Source organism: Streptomyces sp. NBC_00659, assembly GCF_036226925.1.
In the GTDB taxonomy this organism is placed as follows: domain Bacteria; phylum Actinomycetota; class Actinomycetes; order Streptomycetales; family Streptomycetaceae; genus Streptomyces.
This window is the reverse complement of sequence record NZ_CP109031.1, coordinates 3,991,894-4,010,880: the sequence shown is the minus strand read 5'-3', so window position 1 is coordinate 4,010,880 and position 18,987 is coordinate 3,991,894. Positions and strand designations below refer to the sequence as shown.

The 18,987-nt window shown below is 73.3% G+C and carries 9 protein-coding genes; 1 reads left to right on the top strand and 8 read right to left on the bottom strand.

Going from position 1 to position 18,987, the window contains the following annotated elements:
- Window positions 1-27: 27 nt before the first annotated feature.
- The 8 genes from OG410_RS17300 to OG410_RS17265 form a co-directional block, all read right to left on the bottom strand.
- Window positions 28-1,284 (bottom strand): hypothetical protein, encoded by a 1,257-nt coding sequence (locus OG410_RS17300; protein WP_329304149.1) that lies wholly within the window; start codon window positions 1,282-1,284, stop codon window positions 28-30.
- A 263-nt stretch (window positions 1,285-1,547) separates the two neighbouring features.
- The gene (locus tag OG410_RS17295) at window positions 1,548-3,758 is read right to left on the bottom strand and encodes a bifunctional glycosyltransferase/CDP-glycerol:glycerophosphate glycerophosphotransferase (RefSeq protein ID WP_329299989.1); all 2,211 of its coding nucleotides are present in this window, start codon (window positions 3,756-3,758) and stop codon (window positions 1,548-1,550) included.
- A 1-nt stretch (window position 3,759) separates the two neighbouring features.
- Entirely contained in the window at window positions 3,760-5,919 is a 2,160-nt protein-coding gene (locus OG410_RS17290; protein ID WP_329299988.1) for a bifunctional glycosyltransferase/CDP-glycerol:glycerophosphate glycerophosphotransferase, read from the bottom strand.
- Window positions 5,920-6,042: 123 nt separating this feature from the next.
- Entirely contained in the window at window positions 6,043-8,478 is a 2,436-nt protein-coding gene (locus tag OG410_RS17285) for a bifunctional glycosyltransferase/CDP-glycerol:glycerophosphate glycerophosphotransferase (protein WP_329299987.1), read from the bottom strand.
- 151 nt (window positions 8,479-8,629) lie between these two features.
- Entirely contained in the window at window positions 8,630-9,541 is a 912-nt protein-coding gene (locus OG410_RS17280) for a carbohydrate ABC transporter permease (RefSeq protein WP_329299986.1), read from the bottom strand.
- Window positions 9,538-10,878: a carbohydrate ABC transporter permease gene (locus tag OG410_RS17275; protein ID WP_329299985.1), complete on the bottom strand. Its 1,341-nt coding sequence runs from the start codon at window positions 10,876-10,878 to the stop codon at window positions 9,538-9,540. The genes OG410_RS17280 and OG410_RS17275 overlap by 4 nt, the downstream gene beginning before the upstream one ends.
- Before the next feature lie 7 nt (window positions 10,879-10,885).
- Window positions 10,886-12,295, bottom strand: a complete 1,410-nt coding sequence (locus OG410_RS17270) for an ABC transporter substrate-binding protein (RefSeq protein WP_329299984.1) — start codon at window positions 12,293-12,295, stop codon at window positions 10,886-10,888.
- 497 nt (window positions 12,296-12,792) lie between these two features.
- The gene (locus OG410_RS17265; protein ID WP_329299983.1) at window positions 12,793-16,722 is read right to left on the bottom strand and encodes an FHA domain-containing protein; all 3,930 of its coding nucleotides are present in this window, start codon (window positions 16,720-16,722) and stop codon (window positions 12,793-12,795) included.
- Window positions 16,723-17,224: 502 nt separating this feature from the next.
- On the opposite strand from OG410_RS17265, the gene OG410_RS17260 reads away from it, so the two are divergent.
- Window positions 17,225-18,907, top strand: a complete 1,683-nt coding sequence (locus OG410_RS17260) for a serine/threonine-protein kinase (RefSeq protein ID WP_329299982.1) — start codon at window positions 17,225-17,227, stop codon at window positions 18,905-18,907.
- Window positions 18,908-18,987: the final 80 nt, after the last annotated feature.

Below are 18,987 nucleotides of genomic sequence, written 5' to 3'. Positions count from 1 at the left end.
CGAACAGCGGCCTAGCCGGGGATCACCTCATCGGGCGACCTCGGACTCTCTGCGCGACGGCCCCGGAACCAGGCCCCCCGGCCCCCGCGCGCCCGGCCGGACGACCGCGTCGAGAAGCAGCGGAAGGCCCACCGCCGGCAGCAGCCACAGCAGCACGATCAGCCGGTCGCCCCAGACGTTGATGTCGGGGTGCGCGGCCTGGTTGAGCACCCCGGTGCCCGCCGCCGCCAGCAGGAAGACGGTGAAGGACCGATGCCTGCGCAGTGCCCCCCACCCGGCCGCGACCACGGCCGCGAGGAACAGCGGCTCCCACAACCGGCGGCGCGTCCACTCGATCCAGAAGGCGGCCTCCAGATGGAGGAACTCCGGCCACGGACGGACACGGTCCGGACGTGCGTAATGCCCGGTGAGCAGATCCTGCACGCTCTCCGACTGGGACGGGTAGTGCAGTGCCTTCGCGAGCAGCACGGTGGCCAGCACGCCGCAGCCCGCCACCACACCCAGGGTCCGCAGCGGCCCGTCCCACCGGCGCCGACGCGCGAGCAGCACCCCGCACGAAGCTCCCAGGCACAGCCCGAGGAACAGCGCCTGCGAGTGCTTCACCGTGAAGAGGACCGCCAGACAGCCGCCGACCAGCCAGGTCCCGGCCCGCGCGCGGCCCTCCAGGACCAGTGCGCAGCCCCACAGGGCCGCGAGGGTCACGGCCATCATCAGGCCCTCGGTCATCGGGCGCATCGCCGTCGTACCGCACGGCAGGACGTAGTAGAGGGCCTGCCCGGTCAGGGCCGCGCCGGTGGAGGTGCGCAGGGTGCGCAGGAGGAGGAACACGAGGACGCCCCCGGCCACCGTGACGGTGACGGCCGAGACCCACAGGCCCCAGGTCACCCCCAGCAGCGTGACGAAGGGCACCAGCAGTACCGGATACCCCGGCCGCGCCTCGAAGATCCGCATGAAGCGGGGCGGCATGAACGGCACGGTGTGTCCCGTCGTCCGCTCCGCCGCCAGCCGCGCGGACACGCCCCGCCACTGCTCGCGCCGGCACTCGGCGAGGACCCGGCGGGTCGGACTCGGGCGGTGGAAGCGCACCACGTCGACGGCCTGGTTGCGCCGGGCGACGGACGCCTTGCCCGCACAGACGTAGTCGATCGTCAGCGCGGCGGCCTGCTCCTTGCTGTGGCCGCTCAGGTCCAGCGCGTACGAGAGGTAGTTCTTGGTGTCGGGGGTGTCCCGGTTGGTGACGTTGGCGAGCTGGAGGACGGCGAAGACGACGGCGATCAGGATCACCCGGGCACGGGCCGAACGCGGTGCGCGCAGGATCCGGTCCCGGAACCCCGGCGGGAGGGCGCGGTTCCGGGCGAACCCACCGGAGCCGCCCGGGGCGCCGGCCGCCGTGCCGGTCACGGGACCCCGCGCGGGGCTGTCCGCGGGTCCGGTCACAGGTCCCCGAGCCGGGCTGTCCGCCGGTGGCGATGCCGGCGTCGGGCTCTTCGCGGGTGCGTTCGCGGGTCCCGGCGCGGGGCCGTCCGAAGGGCCGGTCGTGGGACCGGTCATGAGGTTGCCAGGACGTCGTGGCCCGCCTGGGCGGGCAGGGGGGCGATCGTCGGCGGCGGCACGAGCGGCTCGCCGAGCATCAGCGTCCGCACCACCCGCTCGGCGGCCCGGCCGTCGTCGAACTCGCAGAACCGCTCACGGAATCCGGCCCGCAGTCGCTCCGACTCCCCGTCCCGCCAGGCCCCCGACGCGAACAGCCGCCCCAACTCCCGCTGCGAGTAGGCCACATGACCCGGCGCGTCGGCCGTGATGTCGAAGTAGGCGCCCCTGCTCGCCACGTACGCGCCCCAGTCGTCGGCGAGGAGCACGATCGGCCGGTCGAGGTTGGCGTAGTCGAACATGAGGGCCGAGTAGTCGGTCACCAGGGCGTCGGCGGCGAGCATCACGTCCTCGACGCGCGGCACGTCCGTCGCGTCGACCACGACACCGCGCCGGTGCAGTTCGGCCAGCCCCATCCCGCGCGCCGGACCCTCCGCGAGCGAGGGATGCAGCCGTACGACCAGGGTGTGGTCCGCGCCGAGGCCCTCCGCGAACGCGGCCAGGTCCAGCCGCTCGGCATGCCCGCCGCGGACGTACTCGCGGCGCGTCGGCGCGTACAGCACCACCCGGTTCCCGGCCGGGATCCCGAGGCGCGCGCGGGCCGCCTCCCCGTCCTCGGGCCGGGCCCGCACCAGGACGTCGTTGCGGGGGCTGCCGCTGCGCAGCGAGGTGAAGTGGCAGGGGTAGGCGCGGTCCCAGACCAGCTCCGAGTGCCGGTTGGCGACCAGGCTGCAGTCCCAGCGGTCGGCGCGGCGCAGCATCTGCGGCACGTCGACGCCGTGCCGCGCGCCCGGCTTGTGCAGCAGGTCCGCGGCCATGTACTTCAGCGGGGTGCCCTGATGGGTGTGGATGTGCACGCTGCCGGGGCGCTTGACCAGCGAACCGGGCCAGTTGACGTTGTTCACGAAGTACGTGGCCCGCGCGGTGATCCGGCGGTAGCGCGGCGAGTCGAGCAGGACGTGCTCGGTGTCCGGCGGGAGCAGCGCCGCCTGCTCCTCGTCGCGCACCACCCACACCCCGCGCAGGTGCGGGGCGAGTTCGCGCGCCGCCGCGTACACCGCCGCGGGATCGCCGAGGACGCCCCGGTGCGAGAACGCCGAGTACACCGCCAGATGCGGGTCCAGCGGCCGGTGTCCGTGCACCGCGGACCAGCCGCGCTTGACCCGCGCGGCGACGACCCGGCGGGCCTGCTGTCCGCGCCGGCCCAGTTCCTTGCCCGCGCGGTCCGCCTGACGCCGCACCCGGTAGCGGGTGAAACCGCCTTCCAGGAGGCGCAGTTCGGCCGGTACGGGACCGGCCTTGTGCTTGCGGAAGAGGGCGGCCGTCAGCCGGAAGAACTCGGCCTTGTCCTCCTCGGGCAGCCGGTCCTCCTTGGAGAGGATGTCGAGGCAGTGCTCGCCCATCTTGCGGTGCAGGAACGGGCGCCAGTGGGAGAGTTCCGGCCTGGAGCCGACGAACGCGAAGACCCGCTCGTACTGGTCGTGGATGTCGAAGTGCTTGCGGCTGGTGGTGGACAGGATGTTGCCCTGCCGCCGCTGGCGGTAGGCCAGACAGATCCGGTCCAGCGCCGCGATCCGCTCCGCGCTGAGCATCACCGGGAACGTCCAGGGCGTGTCCTCGTAGTAGCCGGGCGGGAAGGCGAAACCCTCCCGCTCGACGAACGCACGGCGGTAGACCTTGTTCCACACCACCATCAACAGATCGAGGATCTCCGGGTGTTCGGCCGCCGTGAAGGTGCCGGGGCCGGCCTCCGCGAGGACCCGCGCGAGCACGTTCCTGCGGGTGCCGCCCCACCAGTAGGTGCGCGCGTAGTCGAAGACCAGGACATCCGGGTCGGCGGTCTCGTCCAGACGGTCGGCGACGGCGCGCAGCGCGCCCGGCGTGAGGGTGTCGTCGCTGTCGAGGAAGAAGAGGTAGTCCCCGCCGGCGAGCGGCATCCCGGCGTTGCGGGCTCGGCCGAGTCCCACGTTCTCCGGCAGATGCAGCACCCGTACCCGGGGATCGCGCTCGGCGTACTCGTCGAGGATCGCGCCGCAGCCGTCCGGGGAACAGTCGTCGACGGCGATGACCTCCAGGTCCGGGTACGACTGCTCCAGGACCGAGTCGAGACACTCGCGCAGAAAGCCCTGCACCTTGAAGACGGGGACGATGACGCTGAAGCGGGGCACGTCAGCTCCTTACGAGGGTGGACGCGGCGGGAGCCGGGACGCGTTCGGCGAGCGGCAGGACGGCCGGGATCGTCTCGGGGGACTCGCCCAGCAGCACGCGGCGCACGACCCGCTCGGCGGCCCTGCCGTCGTCGAACTGGCAGAAGCGCTCACGGAAGCGGGCGCGCAGCGCGGCGGCGGCCGGATCCGCGTAGGAGCCGTCGGCGAACAGCGCGGCCAGCTCGTCCGGGGTGCGCGCCACCCGGCCCGGCGGCTCCTCCAGCACGTCGAAGTAGACCCCCCGGGTCTCCCGGTAGACCTCCCAGTCGTCCGCGTACACGACGACCGGGCGGTCGAGGTTGGCGTAGTCGAACATGATCGACGAGTAGTCCGTGATCAGCGCGTCGGCGGCCAGACAGACGTCCTCGGAGGACCGGTGCCCGGTCACGTCGATGATCCGTCCGCTGCCGCGTCCGCGGCCCTCGTCGTAGAAGTAGTGGGCGCGCAGCAGGACGACGAACTGCTCCCCGATCGCCTCGCAGAAGGCCTCCAGGTCGAGCCGGGACTCGAAACCGGTGCTGTGGTCGCGGTGGGTGGGCGCGTACAGCAGCGCTGTCTTCCCCTCGGGCACCCCGAGCCGTTCGCGGACCCGGGCCACGTCCTCGGCACTCGCCGTGCAGTAGACGTCGTTGCGCGGATAGCCGTACTCCAGGGACTCGTAGCCGCCCGGGAAGGCCCGCTCCCACATCTGGGTGGAATGGCGGTTGGAGGAGAGGTTGTAGTCCCAGCGGTCCACCCGGGACAGCAGCCTGGCGAAGCTGCCGGTCGCGGCGGCCACCACCGGATACGTCGACTGGTCGACGCCCATCTTCTTCAGCGGTGTGCCGTGCTGGGTCTGGAGGTGCACGCTGCCGGGGCGTTTGACCACCCCGTCCGCGAAGTTGGCGTTGTTGACGAGGTACTTGGCGCGGGCCAGTACTTCCCAGGCGCGCCGGCTGCCGATCACCGCGTGCTCGACGTCCTTCGGCAGCGCGTCCACCGCCTCCGGCTCGACCAGGAACACCGAGCGGATGTGCGGGGCGAGTTCGCGGGCCTTGGCGTGGATCGCCGCCGGATTGCAGGAGTAACCCCGGCCCCAGTAGGCGCAGTACACCGCGAGGTTCTCGTCGAGGGGACGACGGAGCTGGAGGGCGTAGCGCGCGCGGGTGCGCAGGGTCCTCCCGCGCGGCACCCGCCGGAGCACCCCGGAGACGGCCCGGTTCGTGCCGCGCAGCGCCCGGAACGCGCTGTACGCGCCCGCCGCGAGCAGCCGGTGCTGCACACCGAGACTGCCCGCCGGAGCCCGGAACCCGGCCGGACGGTGCCGCCGGTAGAGCTTGCCCGCCCGGCGGAAGAAGGCCCGGCGGCGCCCCGCGGGCACCCGGTCCGGGTGCGCGGCCGTCTTCAGGACCAGCGAGAAGAGCTGGCCGAACAGCGCCTTCGACCGGGCCGCGGGCAGGGTCCGCCGCGAGGCCAGGCCGAGGACCCGCTCGGTCTGGTCGAGGAGGTCGAAGTGGTGCTCGCCCGGCGCGTTGAGCCGGCTGCCCTGGCGGCGCAGACGGTGCCGTACGCAGACCGTGCGCAGCACCGCCGACCGCTCGGCCGTCACCGTCACCAGGCCGCCCCAGCCCACGTCCGTGAAACGCCCCTCCGGAAAGGCCAGTTCGTGTTCGGCGACGAAGTCGCGGCGGTACGCGGCGCTCCACGCCGGAACGTGCACGCCCAGCACCTCCGGGGCCTTGTCGAGCGGGGGTGTGCTCGGCTCGCCCTCCCACCAGTGCACCCGCTGATGCCCGAAGTACAGGACGTCCACGTCGGCCGAGAGCTTCGCGTCCAGGGCGTCCAGCGCGCCCGGCGTCAGATCGTCGTCGCCGTCGAGGAAGAGCAGGTACGCGCCCCTCGCCGCCGCGATCCCGGCGTTGCGCGCCGCGCTCAGTCCGCCCGACGGCGGCGAATGGACCGGGACCACCCGGGAGTCCCGGGCCGCGTACGCGGCGGCGAACGACGCGGCCGGGGAGTCCGGCTCGTCGGGGACCGGGATCAGTTCGAAGTCGCCGAAGGACTGGGCCAGGACCGAGTCCAGCGCGCGGGCCAGGTGCCCGGCGACTTCGAAGGTGGGCACGATGACACTGAAGCGGGGCATTCTGCTCTTTCTCTCAAGGGGCGCCGAACGGGGGATTCATCGCCCGGGGCGCCCGGCCGGCCGCCAGGTGGAGGGCCGGGTGGGCGTGGGCCGCGAAGGACTGGAGGGCACGCGGGCTCCGGTTCAGAGGGTCTCGGTGAGCGGAACGGCGGCACCCGGCGCCGGCACGCTCCCGAGCGGCTGATCGGAGTCCGGCCTGCCCGCGAGCGGCCGGCCGGTGCCCGGGACGTTCCCGAGCGGCCCGCCGGTGCCCGGGGCACCCGCGAGCGGTCGGTCCGAGTCCGGGGCACCCGCGAGCGGTCGCTCGGTGCCTGAGGCGGTGCCGTGCGGCCTGTCGGTGTCCGGCAGACGCGCGAGGAGGGCCGCCTCGGCCGAGGGGACCGGGCGGCGCTCGGCGAACGGGACGAACGGCGGCAGGCAGGCGCCCTCGCCGAGCACCACATGCCGTACGACCCGTTCGGCGGCCCGGCCGTCGTCGTACGGGCAGAACCGCTCGCGGAACGCGGCCCGCAGCCGTGCCGAGCGCGCGTCGCGCCACTGCCCGGTCGCGAACACGTCGATCAGCTCGTCCTCGCCGTGCGCGAGGGCGCCCGGCGGGAAGGCCCGCAGGTCGAAATAGGTGCCGCGGGCCGCCTCGTACGCCTCCCAGTCGTCCGCGAGGACGACGATCGGCCGGTCGAGCACCGCGTAGTCGAACATCAGGGACGCGTAGTCGGTGACCAGCACGTCCGAGGCGAGGCACAGCGACTCGACGCTCGGATGGCCGGACACGTCGATGACCCGGCCGCCCGCCGTCTCGGCGAGCGGCGCCCCGTGGAGGTGATGGGCGCGGGTCAGCACGACGAAGCGCGGGCCCAGCCGGCGCAGCACACGCTCCAGGTCCAGGGTGCGCGGCTGGGTGCGCCGGTAGTCGCGGTACGTCGGCGCGTACAGCACGGCGACCGTGCCCGCGGGGACGCCGAGCGACGCGCGCAGCCGGTCCACGTCCGCCGGTGTCGCGTGCTGGAACACGTCGTTGCGGGGCTGCCCGTACTCCAGCGTCGTGTACGAGGAGGGGAAGACGCGTTCCCAGACCAGGGTGGAGTGACGGTTGGCGGACAGGCAGTAGTCCCACTTGTCGGCATCGCGCAGCAGCTCGGCGAAGTCGGTGTCGCGCGCGGCGGCCGGGCGGTCCTGGAGGTCGAGCCCCATGCGCTTCAGCGGTGTCCCGTGCTGCGTCTGGATCATGATCTGGCCGGGCCGCTTGACCAGTCGCCGGTCGAAGTCGACGTTGTCCACCAGGTACTTGGAGCGGGCGAGCGCCGTCCAGTACCCCGCCGTGCCGGGACGCAGCCGGTCCGTCCGGTCCGGGATCGTGTGGTGGTGTTCGGCGTGCGCGATCCACGCGGTGCGGATGTGCGGGGCGAAGCTGCGGAACGCGGACTCCAGGGCCCCCGGGTTGCAGCCGTGGCCCCGGCCCCGGTGGCTGGAGAAGACGGCACGGTCGGCGCGCAGCGGGAGACGGAGCTGCACGCGGTAGTGGAACCGGAGCGCGGCGCCGCGCACCGCGCGCCGCAGCCGTGCGGCCGGCCGCACGGCTCTCTTGCGGATCCGCGACAGGAAGGAGAGCAGCCGGTACGTGCGATGCGTACCGAGGCCGATCAGCACGTGGCGCAGCCGGGTGCGCGGGTCGGCCGGCGCGCCCGGGACGCGGTAACGGCGGTAGTGCCAACGGGCCCTGCGCAGGAACTCGGCCCGCGCGGCGCGCGGCAGCCGGCCCCGCTTCACGAACACCGTGGCGAAATGGTCGATCATGCGCCGGAACAGCACCGGGCGCCACCGGTCGAGGTCCGGGTGCGCGGCGACATGCGCGAAGACACGGTCGTACTGCTCGAAGACGTCGAAGTGCTTGCGGCTGCTGGTGCCGAGGATGCTGCCGTGGCGCCGCTGGCGGTAGTGCACACAGACCCGGTCGAGGGTCGCGATCGTCTCGGCGGACATCAGCGCCGGATACGTCCAGGGCGTGTCCTCGTAGTAGCCGGGCGGGAACCGCAAGCCCGCCCGCTCGACGAACTCCCGGCGGTACGCCTTGTTCCACACGACCATCAGCAGCCGCAGCAGTCCGGGCCGCTCCTCCAGCCGGAAGGGCGCCGGGCCCTCCTGGGTGAGCTGCGCCGAGACCTGGTTGCGCACCACCTCGCCCGACCAATACGTACGGGCGTAGTCGTAGACCAGGACGTCCGGGTCGCCGGTCTCCTCGAGCCGGTCGGCGACGGCCCGCAGCGCGTCCGGGGTGAGTGTGTCGTCGCTGTCCAGGAAGATCAGGTAGTCACCGGTGGCCCGTTCGAGACCGGCGTTGCGGGCGAGCCCGAGCCCCACGTTCCCGGGGAGGTGCACGGCGAGCACCCGGGCGTCGCGGGCCGCGAACTCGTCGATGATCGCTCCGCAGGCGTCGGGGGAACAGTCGTCGACCGCGATGAGTTCGAGGTCCGGGCAGGACTGTCCGAGCACGGATTCGAGGCACTCGTGCAGGTACGCCTGAACCTTGTACACGGGGACGATGACACTGAACCTGGGCACGGGACATCCATGGGTCGGCGTGGGCATACCTGCCCGGAAACGGCCAAAGGGGTGACTTGGTTACGCCGGATGTGGCATCCGGGGGACGTGGGGTGAACGGCGAGGGGCGGGCCGGTGTCCGGCCCGCCCCTCAAGCACCTCCACAACCTGCCTACTTGACCGCGCCCGCCATCACTCCGGAGACGAACTGCCGCTGGAACGCGAAGAAAACGGCCAGCGGGATCACCATCGAGATGAACGCGCCCGGCGCCAGCACGTCGATGTTGTTGCCGAACTGGCGTACCTGCGTCTGGAGCGCGACCGTGATGGGCTGACTCCCCGAGTCGGAGAACACCAGCGCGACCAGCATGTCGTTCCACACCCACAGGAACTGGAAGATCCCCAGCGAGGCGATCGCGGGCCCGCCGAGGGGCATCACGACCCGTGCGAACAGGCGCAGTTCGCCCGCTCCGTCCAGCCGGGCCGCCTCCAGGAGCTCCCTCGGGATCTCCGCGAAGAAGTTCCGCAGCAGGAACACCGCGAAGGGCAGGCCGTATCCGACGTGGAAGAGGACCACGCCGGCCACCGACCCGAAGAGGCCGATCTTTCCGAAGAGTTCGGCGATCGGGATCAGGGCCACCTGCACCGGAACGACCAGCAGGCCGACCACGCCGAGGAACCACCAGTCGCGGCCGGGGAACTCCATCCACGCGAAGGCGTAGCCCGCCAGCGAGCCGATCACGACGACCAGCAGCGTCGCCGGGACCGTGATCAGCACCGTGTTGAACAGCGAGCCGGTGATGTCGCTGTTCTCCAGCAGCTTCTGGTAGTTGTCCACGGTGAGCTGCGAGGGCGCGCTGAACACCTTCCACCAGCCGCTGCCGCTCATGTGCTCGGGGCTGCGCAGCGAGGACAGCAGCAGCCCGATCGTCGGCACCAGCCAGAACACGCCGACGAGCACCAGGAAGACGCGTACGACACTGCTGCCGAGCCCGCTCACGATCCGTGAACCGAGCGAGGGCCGCGCCCTGTTCACGGCCGTCGCGGGCACCGTCTTCGCCAACTGTCCGGCATGCGTGCTCATCGCCGCACCTCCCGCCTGAGACGGCGCACGTTGAAGGCCATCACCGGGATCACCAGCAGGAGCAGGAACACCGCGATGGCGCTCGCGACGCCCGGCCTGCCCTCCGAGAAGCCCTTGCGGTACAGCTCCAGGGCCAGCACGTTCGCGTCGTCCTGGGAGGAGCCCGGCGCGATGATGAACACCAGGTCGAAGACCTTCAGCACGTTGATCATCAAGGTCACGGCGACGACCGCGAGCACCGGCGCGAGGAGCGGCACGGTGATCCGGCGGAACACCTGCCACTCGTTCGCCCCGTCGACCCGGGCCGCTTCCAGGAGTTCACGTGGCACACCCGCGAGCCCCGCCGCGATCAGCACCATCGCGAAGCCCGCCCACATCCAGACGTACGAGCCGATGATGGCCGGGGTGACCAGGGACGGGCCCAGCCAGTCGACCCCGTTGTACGGCTCCGCGAAGTTGCCCGCCGGCAGCCGCAGCCGGGCTCCGTCCGCCTTGCCCGAGAGCGAGAACGTGCCGTCGGCTCCGGCCTTCGCCGAGTCGACGACCTTGCCGTCCTTGACCGCCTCGATCCGCATCCCGGAGTAGCCCAGCTCGCTCGCGTCGACCTGGCCGAGCCTGCCCACGCCCTTCCCGCGGGTGAAGTCCTGCCAGGCGGTGCCGGTGACCCTGCCGGGATCGGTGCCCGCCCGCACCGCCTTCCTCGTGCTGTCCGGCATCACGTCCGGGGCGACGCCCACCAGCGGCAGGGCGACGGACTGGCCGGCGTGCACGGCGTCCCGGGTGACGAACCCGCCCTTGTCGGCCGTGAGCGGCGACTCCCGGCCCGGGTGGGCCTTAGGGAACGCCGACGCCGGGGCGAAGGTGTCGTGCACCCCCACCCACACCGCGTTCGCGACGCCCTTGTCCGGGTCCTGGTCGTACACCAGCCGGAAGATGATGCCGGCGGCGAGCATCGAGATCGCCATCGGCATGAAGACGACCAGTTTGAACGCCGTTCCCCAGCGCACCCGTTCGGTGAGCACCGCGAAGACCAGCCCCAGCGCGGTCGCGACCGTCGGGGCGAACACCACCCAGACGATGTTGTTCTTGAGCCCGGTGCGGATGCCGTCGTCGGTGAACAGCGCCTTGTAGTTGTCGAACCCGGCGAACCCGTCGCCCTGCTGGTCGTAGAAGCTGCGCACGACCGAGTACCCGATGGGGTAGACCACGAGCGCGCCGAGCAGCACCAGGGCGGGCAGCAGGAAGAGCGCCACCACCGCCTTGCGGGTCCCGGTCACGCTCTTGCGTGTACGGGCCGGGGGCACCGGTGAGGTGCTCCCGGCCGTCGCGGACGTCATGGCCGGATCAGTCCTTGTAGGCCGCTGCGGCGTCCGCTTCGAGCTTCGCCTGGGTCCCCGCCACGTCCTTCGGGTTCTTCAGGAAGTCCTGGAGATCCTTCCACTCGCCCTTGCCGGGCGTCCCGCCGAAGGCCTGCGGGGCCTGGTCGGACATGTCGAAGCGGACGTCGTCGCCGGCCGCGATCAGCGCCTCGGCCATGGTCTGCTGGACGGCGTTCGGATAGGCGGAGGGGTCCACGTTCTTGTTGGGGGACAGATAGCCGCCGAGCTTGGCCTGGACGGTCGCCGCGTCGGGCGAGGCAAGGAAGGTCAGGAGCGCCTGGGCCGCCTTCGAGTCCTTCAGGACGACGGCCGCGTCACCGCCGCTGACCACCGGGGCCTGGCCGCCGCCGACCGCCGGGAACGGGAACACCTTCGCGTCCGTCCCGATCTTCGCCTTGGTCTCCGCGATGTTGACGCTCACGAAGTCGCCCTCGAAGACCATGCCCGCCTTCGGCTGGTCGCCGCCGGTGAACGTCTGGGTGACCGAGGCCGGGAACTCCGTCTGGAGCGCGCCGTCCGGACCGCCCGCGATGAGGTTCTTGTCGCCCCAGACCCCGGCGAGCGTGGTCAGCGCTTCCTTCACGGACGGATCCGTCCACTTGATCTTGTGCTGGGCGAGCTGGTCGTACTTCTCGGGTCCCGCCTCGGAGAGGTAGACGTTCTCGAACCAGTCGGTGAGCGTCCAGCCGTCGGCACCGGCGACCGAGAGGGGGGTGACACCGGAGTCGTAGATCTTGTGCACGGTGGCAAAGAACTCCTTCCAGTGCCTGGGCTCCTTGGCCCCCGCGTTCTCGAAGACCTTGGCGTTGTACCAGATCAGCGACTTGTTGGCGGCCTTGTAGTACACGGCGTACTGCTTGCCGCCGACCTTGCCGAGGTCCTGCCAGCCCTGCGCGTAGTTCTTCGTCAACTGCGCCTGCGCGTCCGGGCCGACGGGTTTCGCCCACCCCTTGTCGACGGCCTGCTTCACCGCGCCGACCTGGGGGAGCAGCGCCACGTCCGGGGGCGCGCCGCCCGCGATCTTCGAACCGAGGAAGTTGATGATCGGGTCCTGCGCCGGTACGAAGGTGACCTTGGCGCCGGTGCGCTTCTCGAACTCCGCCAGCACCTTCTTGAAGTTGGCCTGTTCCGCCCCGGTCCAGACGGCGGCGACCTCCAGGGTGTCCCCGTCGAGCCTGGGCAGGGTGACGGAGCCCGCGCCGCCGCTCTCCGTGGCCTTGCCGCCGTCGCTTCCCTTGTCGTCATCGCCGCCACCACCGCACGCCGTCAGCGTGAGCGCACCCGCGACGACGGCTGCCGCGGCGGCCCGCGCGGCTCCGCGCGAGCGGCGGGTGAAGTGATCGGGCGACCTGCGTATCTGAGGAATGCTGCGCATCACTGCCCCGTTCTTCGTTCTTCGTCGAACGTCAAAGCGGCTGCTGCCCGGATCACTCCGGTCTACGCCTGCCCACTCGGGGGCGGCAAGACCGCCGGTGGTGTCAAGTGCGCGATCGTGACGGGGTCGTGACGTCACGTCAGGGATCGCCGGGCGCGCCGGCGCCGCTCGGCCGCACGCGGGCGGGAGCGGCGCCGCCCCCGTGACGTGTGCGGCCGGGGGTGCCGCGGGCGCCGGCCGGAGCGGCGAGGCCACCTTGGGCGCGGGCACCGCCTGCGGCACCCACCACGACCGGGACCACAACGCCGCACTCAACATCAAGACGGCCGCCGGACTGGCGGCATCGGCCTGCGGAGCACCGGTAAGACCAGAACCTGTTCTGGCACAGCGCGAAGAAACAGGAAGCCACGGATTCCCGACCGGAAACCGTGCCGCGTAGCGGCACGGCAACCAGCCAAGGAAGGCCAGAATCCTCGCCCTTCAGGGCGAGGAGCATGTCAAAGCAGCGACGGCACCTCGGTGGCGGAGACGGAACGCGCAGCTCGCTCCAGGGCGCTGGCGAGCAGGGCCAGGTCCGTGGGTCCGTTGCCCAGCTCGCGGACCGGGCGCCGGGCCGGCGGGTCGCCCATGCGGTGCCACTCCAGGGGAACGACGGTGGGGCGCAGTGTCGCCGTCCGGGGAATACGGCCCGTGACCCGTCCGCCCTGGAACGAGGTCTCCCGGCCGTCCGGGAGCAGCAGCCGGCCACGCCCGGGGGCGGGTTCCTCCGGTCCTGGAGACGGCGCGTCGAGGATGACGCGCAGCGCGGCGGAACGCGCCAGTTCCGACGCCGCCGTACGGCCGTCGGCGCCGGACGCCGCCACGAGGTGCACCCCGAGCCGGTCGCCCTCCCGGACGACGGCCTCCAGCGCCCGTACGACCGAACCGGCCGCCGGGCGTCCCGGGGACCCCAGCGGCGGTGCCAGCAGGGCGTCCAGATCGTCGACGACCACGACCAGCCGGGCCAGCGCGGGCCCCGGCTCGGTCTGCCTGCGGGCGGCGGCTGGGCGCAGCCGCAGCGTCGAGCTGGACGGCGTGTCGAGGTCCGAGGCCCCCAGGGACGAGGTCCCGCCCGACGAGCTGCCGCCCGAGCGCTGGGCCACGATCCGGCCGGGGACCGTCCGCCCGGCATGCCACTCCGCGAAGCCGAGGCGGCCCAGCAGTTCGGAACGCCGCTTCAGCTCGGCACTCAGCGACTGGGCGAACTCCCGCATCCGTACGGGGTCGTTGGCCGTCAGGTGCGTGGTGACGTGCGGCAGGTCGGTGCAGACCTGAAGGCCTTCCCCGCCGCCCGCGCCGCCATGGGCCGCGGATCCGTCGCGGCCGTCCATCAGGACGATCCCGAGCCGGTCGGGCCGTTCGGCGGCGGCGAGGGACGCGGCGACCGAGCGCAGCAGTTCCGTACGGCCGCTGCCCGGCGGGCCCTCGATGAGCAGATGTGGGCCCTCGACGGGCAGGTCGACGGCGACGGGTCCGCGCGGGCCCGCGCCGAGCACCGCCCGCGCCCGTCCGCCGAACGCCTCGCTGTCGTCCGCGGCGTCCGCCCAACGCGCCATCAGGGAGGCGGGGGTGGCCCGCGCCAGTCCCAACTCGTCGAGCAGACGGGCCGTCTGGGGCAGGGGCGCCGACACGCGCGTGTGCCGGTCCCCGAGCCCGCCGTCCGTCCGCAGCGGCGCGAGGGACCGGGCGAACCGCTCGGCCCAGGCGAGGGACACGGCGTCCACGGCGGCGACGGTGCCGTGCCCCAGGGGACCACGCGGCAACCGGCCACCGGCGCCGGAGGACGTACGGCTCGTGCGGGACGTGGTGGCGCCGTCGCGCCCGCCCGAACCGTCGTGCCGTCCGGACGCGGGGCGCGGGACGCCCGTGTGGGTGGCTCCGTCGTTCCGGGGACCGGAGTGCGCCGGTGAGGTGTGCGCGGCTCCCGGGAATCCCCGCCCGGTGCCGTCGGGTCCGTCGGGCCGGGCCCTTTCCGGGGCGGGCTCGCCGCTGCCGCCGGGTGCCACCCGCAGCAGCCGCAGAGCCGTGGCCACGTCCCCGCTCAGCAGGGCCACCGCCCCGCACTCGCGGAACGCGGGCGACGCCTCGCACGCCGCTTCGTAGGTCTCGCTCACCGGTGACGCGGGCGAGGCGGCGGCGGTCTCGGCGAGGCACAGCAGATGGATTCCGGCCCGCGGGCCGTCGTGCGCGAGGCGCGTCAAGGCCTCCCGCACATCGGCGCCCCCGGGGTCCCCGTCCACGATCACCACCGTGTACGGGCCGTCGTACCCCTCGGCCGCGTCGTCGGCCCGCGCCCAGGACGGCCTCCGTACCGTGTCCCGCGCACCGCTCTCACCGGGTGCGGCCACGTGTCCGGCGCGCGTGGCGTCGGCGTCGTGCGCCGCGGACCGGGCGGCCGGAACCGTGGCACCGGCGCTCCCGGGCAGCGGGCCACGGACGCCCGGCGCGCCCTCCGCCTCCGCCAGGTGGTCCTCCAGGCGGCGCAGGAGCTCGTCCGTGCGCGCCGCCGCCTGCTCGCGGTCGTACGCGAGCAGCAGACGGCAGTCCTGGCCGTGCGCGGGACGCAGATGGGGGAGCCAGCCGAGCCAGGACCACTCGGCGGTGCGCTCCTCCACCGGGCGGGCCCGGTCGGTGCTGACGAGGACGATCTCCAGGGTGTCGGGGGAGTGCAGCGCGGCGAGCTGCGCGACGACCGCGCGGGCCAGCCCCGACAGACGCGCGCGCGGTCCGGCCAGGCCCAGTGAGCCGGCCTCCCGCAGCCCGGCGGTCACCGGCACCGCGGGCAGCAGGCCCGAGCCGTCCGGTGCCGCCCGGTCGGCCGTGCCCAGCCGTACCGTCAGTGCCTCGGGGTGGCCGGGGCTCCGCTCCCACAGCCGGGGGCCGGGGCCCAGCGCGGTGAGCAGCAGGGTCGCCGGGTCGGGCCAGCTCTCGGGCGAGCGATGCACGGCGGGAAGGAGCTCCTCCACCGCGACGGTTCCGTCCTCGTACGTCTCCGGCGCGGTCTGGGACGGTCCTCCACGGCCGCCGGCCAGACGCCGGGCCCACGCGCCGATACCGCCCCGCCTGCGCACTCCCGGCGGGACGTCCGTGCCCGGCGTCGGCGTGCCCGTGCGCGGGCCGGGGACACTCGCCCCGGGGGTGCCGGTCGCGTCGGCGGCGCCGGGACCGAAAGCCTCCTGGCGCGCGGCCCGCGTTCCGGTCCGTTCGCCGGGCGTCTCCCCGGGCCCGCCGGGGCGATCCGCCCCGCGCGGGGACGCGCCGGTTCCGGACCCGCGGCCCTCCGTGGTCGAGCCCCGCGGCCCGCTCTCGATCCGGGGCGCGCCGCCCTGCTCCGGCACGGCGGGGGGCACCGCCCGCCCGTGCTCCAGCGCCCCGGGGACGCCACCGGCGGAGGCGCCCCACTCGGCGGTCCCGTAGGCGTGATGCGTCTCGCCCACGGGCGGTATGACGCTCCCCCGGGCGAAGGATGCGCTCTCCCCCCGCGCGTGGGGCACGGCACCGCGCGGCTGCGAGGCGCCCTGCGGGGAACCCGGCTGCGCCGGGGAGTCCGCGCCCGATCCGGTGGGCGAGGCGCCCGGTGAGGTCTCCGCGGGGAAGCCGCCCGCGGCCGCGGAGGCGGTGTCCCGCCGGGCGGTGGCACCGGCGGGGGCCGGAGCGCCGGGCCCGTCGGTCCCGCGGGCCCGGGAGGGAGCGTCCCCGGCGGACCCGGCCCGCACCCTCACATGGCCCTCGCCGTCCGGAGCCGTCTCCACGAGGCCCGGCCCTCCCGGAGGGCAGAGCCGCAGGGCGGACTCGCCGACGCGCAGCAGCGCGCCCGAGGCGAAGGGGACGGGGCGGCTGCCGACGCGGGAGCCGTCGAGCGTCGTGCCGTTCGTGGAGCCGATGTCGGCGACCGAGACACGGCCGTCGGGGGTGACGGTGACCGCGCAGTGCAGGCGGGACACGTCGGGGTCGTCCAGGGGCACGTCGGCGTCCGCGGAGCGGCCGATACGGATCTGGCCTCCGTGCAGCAGGTGCACCCCGCCCGCGTCGGGCCCCGCGACCACATGGAGCTGGGCCGAGACGTCGTCCAGGTCGGGACCCGGCTCGGCGGGCGCGCCCAGACAGAGCACGGCGCCGTCGGTCAGCGGCGGCTCGCCGAGCGTGCAGCGCTGGGCGTCGAGCCGCTCCGCGCCCGCGTAGAGCACGACCTGGCCCCCGCCGGACTCACGGCCCCGTTCCCCCTGGGAGGCGCCCCCGCTTCCCCCGGCCGCCGCGGCCAGCCCCGACGCGACCGCGGCCAGCGCCGTCCCGGCGGGCGCGGTCACCAGCACATCGCAGGCAGTGGCTCGCCCCCGCGGCTCCGAGGGCGGGCCCAGCGGGTCTACGACGGTCAGCCGGATCTGCATCGCCGTCAGGGGTCCCTTCCGCGCAGGTGTCCGCGACGAGGACGAGGCTGCGCTGCGGTCCCCCACCGCAGATCCCCCCACCGCGCACGGGCACGTCGGCCAGTAACTGGAGGCATCCTCGCACCTGCCGCCGACAACACGCCCGCCCCCCACCCGTAAGTGATCTTGATTGGTCGGCTCTGCCCGTAAAAGTTCCTGACCAGTGCCCGCCCGATGTCGGCTTGAGATCGCTCACGGCCGGTCGCGGCAACCAAGCGACCGGAGTGAGCGTCTTTCCGTCGAACACATGCGAGCGACTTTCCGTCGACTTTCCGTCGAACATGGACGGGAGCGCCTACGTAAGCGCTTATGCGAACCACAGGTGCGCACGGGACCTATGGGAAAGCACACGGGCGGGACAGCCCTTCGCCAGGCAGGGCGGCACTAGAGTGGGTCGGAATCTCCTGTACCACGGTGATCACGGTGGACGGACCAGGCAAGCAAGCAACAGGGAGCGCATGACGTGCGGCCGGTAGGGAGCAAGTACCTCCTTGAGGAGCCGCTGGGGCGCGGCGCCACAGGCACGGTCTGGCGAGCCCGCCAGCGGGAGACCGCGGGCGCCGAGGCGGCCGTCGCCGGGCAGCCCGGCGAGACCGTGGCGATCAAGGTCCTGAAGGAAGAGCTCGCGAGCGACGCCGACATCGTGATGCGGTTCCTCCGCGAGCGGTCGGTGCTGCTGCGCCTGACCCACCCGAACATCGTGCGGGTGCGCGACCTCGTCGTCGAAGGCGATCTCCTCGCTCTCGTCATGGACCTGGTCGACGGCCCCGACCTGCACCGTTACCTGCGCGAGAACGGGCCGTTCTCGCCCGTCGCGGCCTCGCTGCTCACCGCCCAGATCGCCGACGCGCTCGCCGCCAGCCACGCCGACGGCGTCGTGCACCGCGACCTGAAGCCCGCGAACGTCCTGCTCAAGCAGGACGCCGGCCAGATGCACCCGATGCTGACCGACTTCGGCATCGCGCGGCTCGCCGATTCCCCCGGCCTCACCCGGACCCACGAATTCGTCGGCACGCCCGCGTATGTCGCCCCGGAGTCCGCCGAGGGACGCCCCCAGACGTCCGCCGTCGACATCTACGGCGCCGGCATCCTGATGTACGAGCTGGTCACCGGGCGCCCGCCGTTCGCCGGCGGGTCCGCCCTCGAGGTGCTGCACCAGCACCTGAGTGCCGAACCGCGCCGCCCCTCGACCGTCCCGGACCCGCTGTGGACCGTCATAGAGCGCTGCCTGCGCAAGAACCCGGACGAACGGCCCAGCGCCGAGAACCTCGCGCGCGGACTGCGTGCCGTCGCCTCGGGCATCGGGGTGCACGCCTCACCGGCGCAGATCGCCGCCGCCGAGGGCGTGGGCGCCCTGCTCGCCCCCGACCCGGCCCCGGCTCACGTCCCGGACATCCCCGGCGCGGCCGACGCCACACAGGTGCTGCCGCAGGGAGCGGGCTCCTACGACCCGTACGGCGCCACCAGCGTGCTGCCGCACACCGCCGGCGCGGCCGACCCGACCGCCGTGCTGCCGCCCGTGCCCCAGAACCAGCCGGGCGGACAGCCCGGCCAGGGCGAGGACCCGCACCCCTGGCAGAACCAGATGCGCGCGGCCCGCGACCGCAACGAACAGACGCAGGTCCAGTACCTCGACCCGAACGAGGATCCGCTGCGCCACCGCCCGCAGCGCCAGGTCGCCCGGCCGCAGCAGCCCCAGCAGCCCCAGCGGCAGCGTCCGCAGCAGGGCCAGCAGCCGCCGCCCGGATACGGCTATCCGCAGCAGGGCCAGCAGCCGCAGCAGTACGCGCCGCAGCACCAGCAGCCGCAGCGCTACGCCCCCGCGCCCCAGCAGCAGCCCCAGCCGCAGCGCTACGCGCCGGAGCCGCAGCGACCGCAGCAGCCCGCCCCCCGCCAGCAGCGCGAGCCCCGCCAGGGCAGCGCCAACCCGATGAAGATCCCGGGACTCGGCTGCCTCAAGGGGTGCCTGTTCACGATCGTCATCTTCTTCGTGGCCGGCTGGCTGATCTGGGAATTCAGCCCCCTCCAGGACTGGATCGGCTCCACCAAGAGTTTCTGGGGCCAGCTGAACCAGTGGTACGACGACGTCAGCGGCTGGATCGGGGATCTCGGCTCGAAGGACCCCTCGGGCGGCTCGGGCAACTGATCCGGGCCCCCTCGGACAGCCGACTCTGGGGACTTGTCGACATCTGACGGGTGATTTCGGTCTCGGGCGTGAAGGTTGGC

What these genes read in the sequence shown, in the direction of transcription:
- OG410_RS17275 (WP_329299985.1), bottom strand. Translation starts at nt 10,878, where the DNA reads ATGACGTCCGCGACGGCCGGGAGCACCTCACCGGTGCCCCCGGCCCGT.
- OG410_RS17270 (WP_329299984.1), bottom strand. Translation starts at nt 12,295, where the DNA reads ATGCGCAGCATTCCTCAGATACGCAGGTCGCCCGATCACTTCACCCGC.
- OG410_RS17265 (WP_329299983.1), bottom strand. Translation starts at nt 16,722, where the DNA reads ATGCAGATCCGGCTGACCGTCGTAGACCCGCTGGGCCCGCCCTCGGAG.
- OG410_RS17280 (WP_329299986.1), bottom strand. Translation starts at nt 9,541, where the DNA reads ATGAGCACGCATGCCGGACAGTTGGCGAAGACGGTGCCCGCGACGGCC.
- OG410_RS17290 (WP_329299988.1), bottom strand. Translation starts at nt 5,919, where the DNA reads ATGCCCCGCTTCAGTGTCATCGTGCCCACCTTCGAAGTCGCCGGGCAC.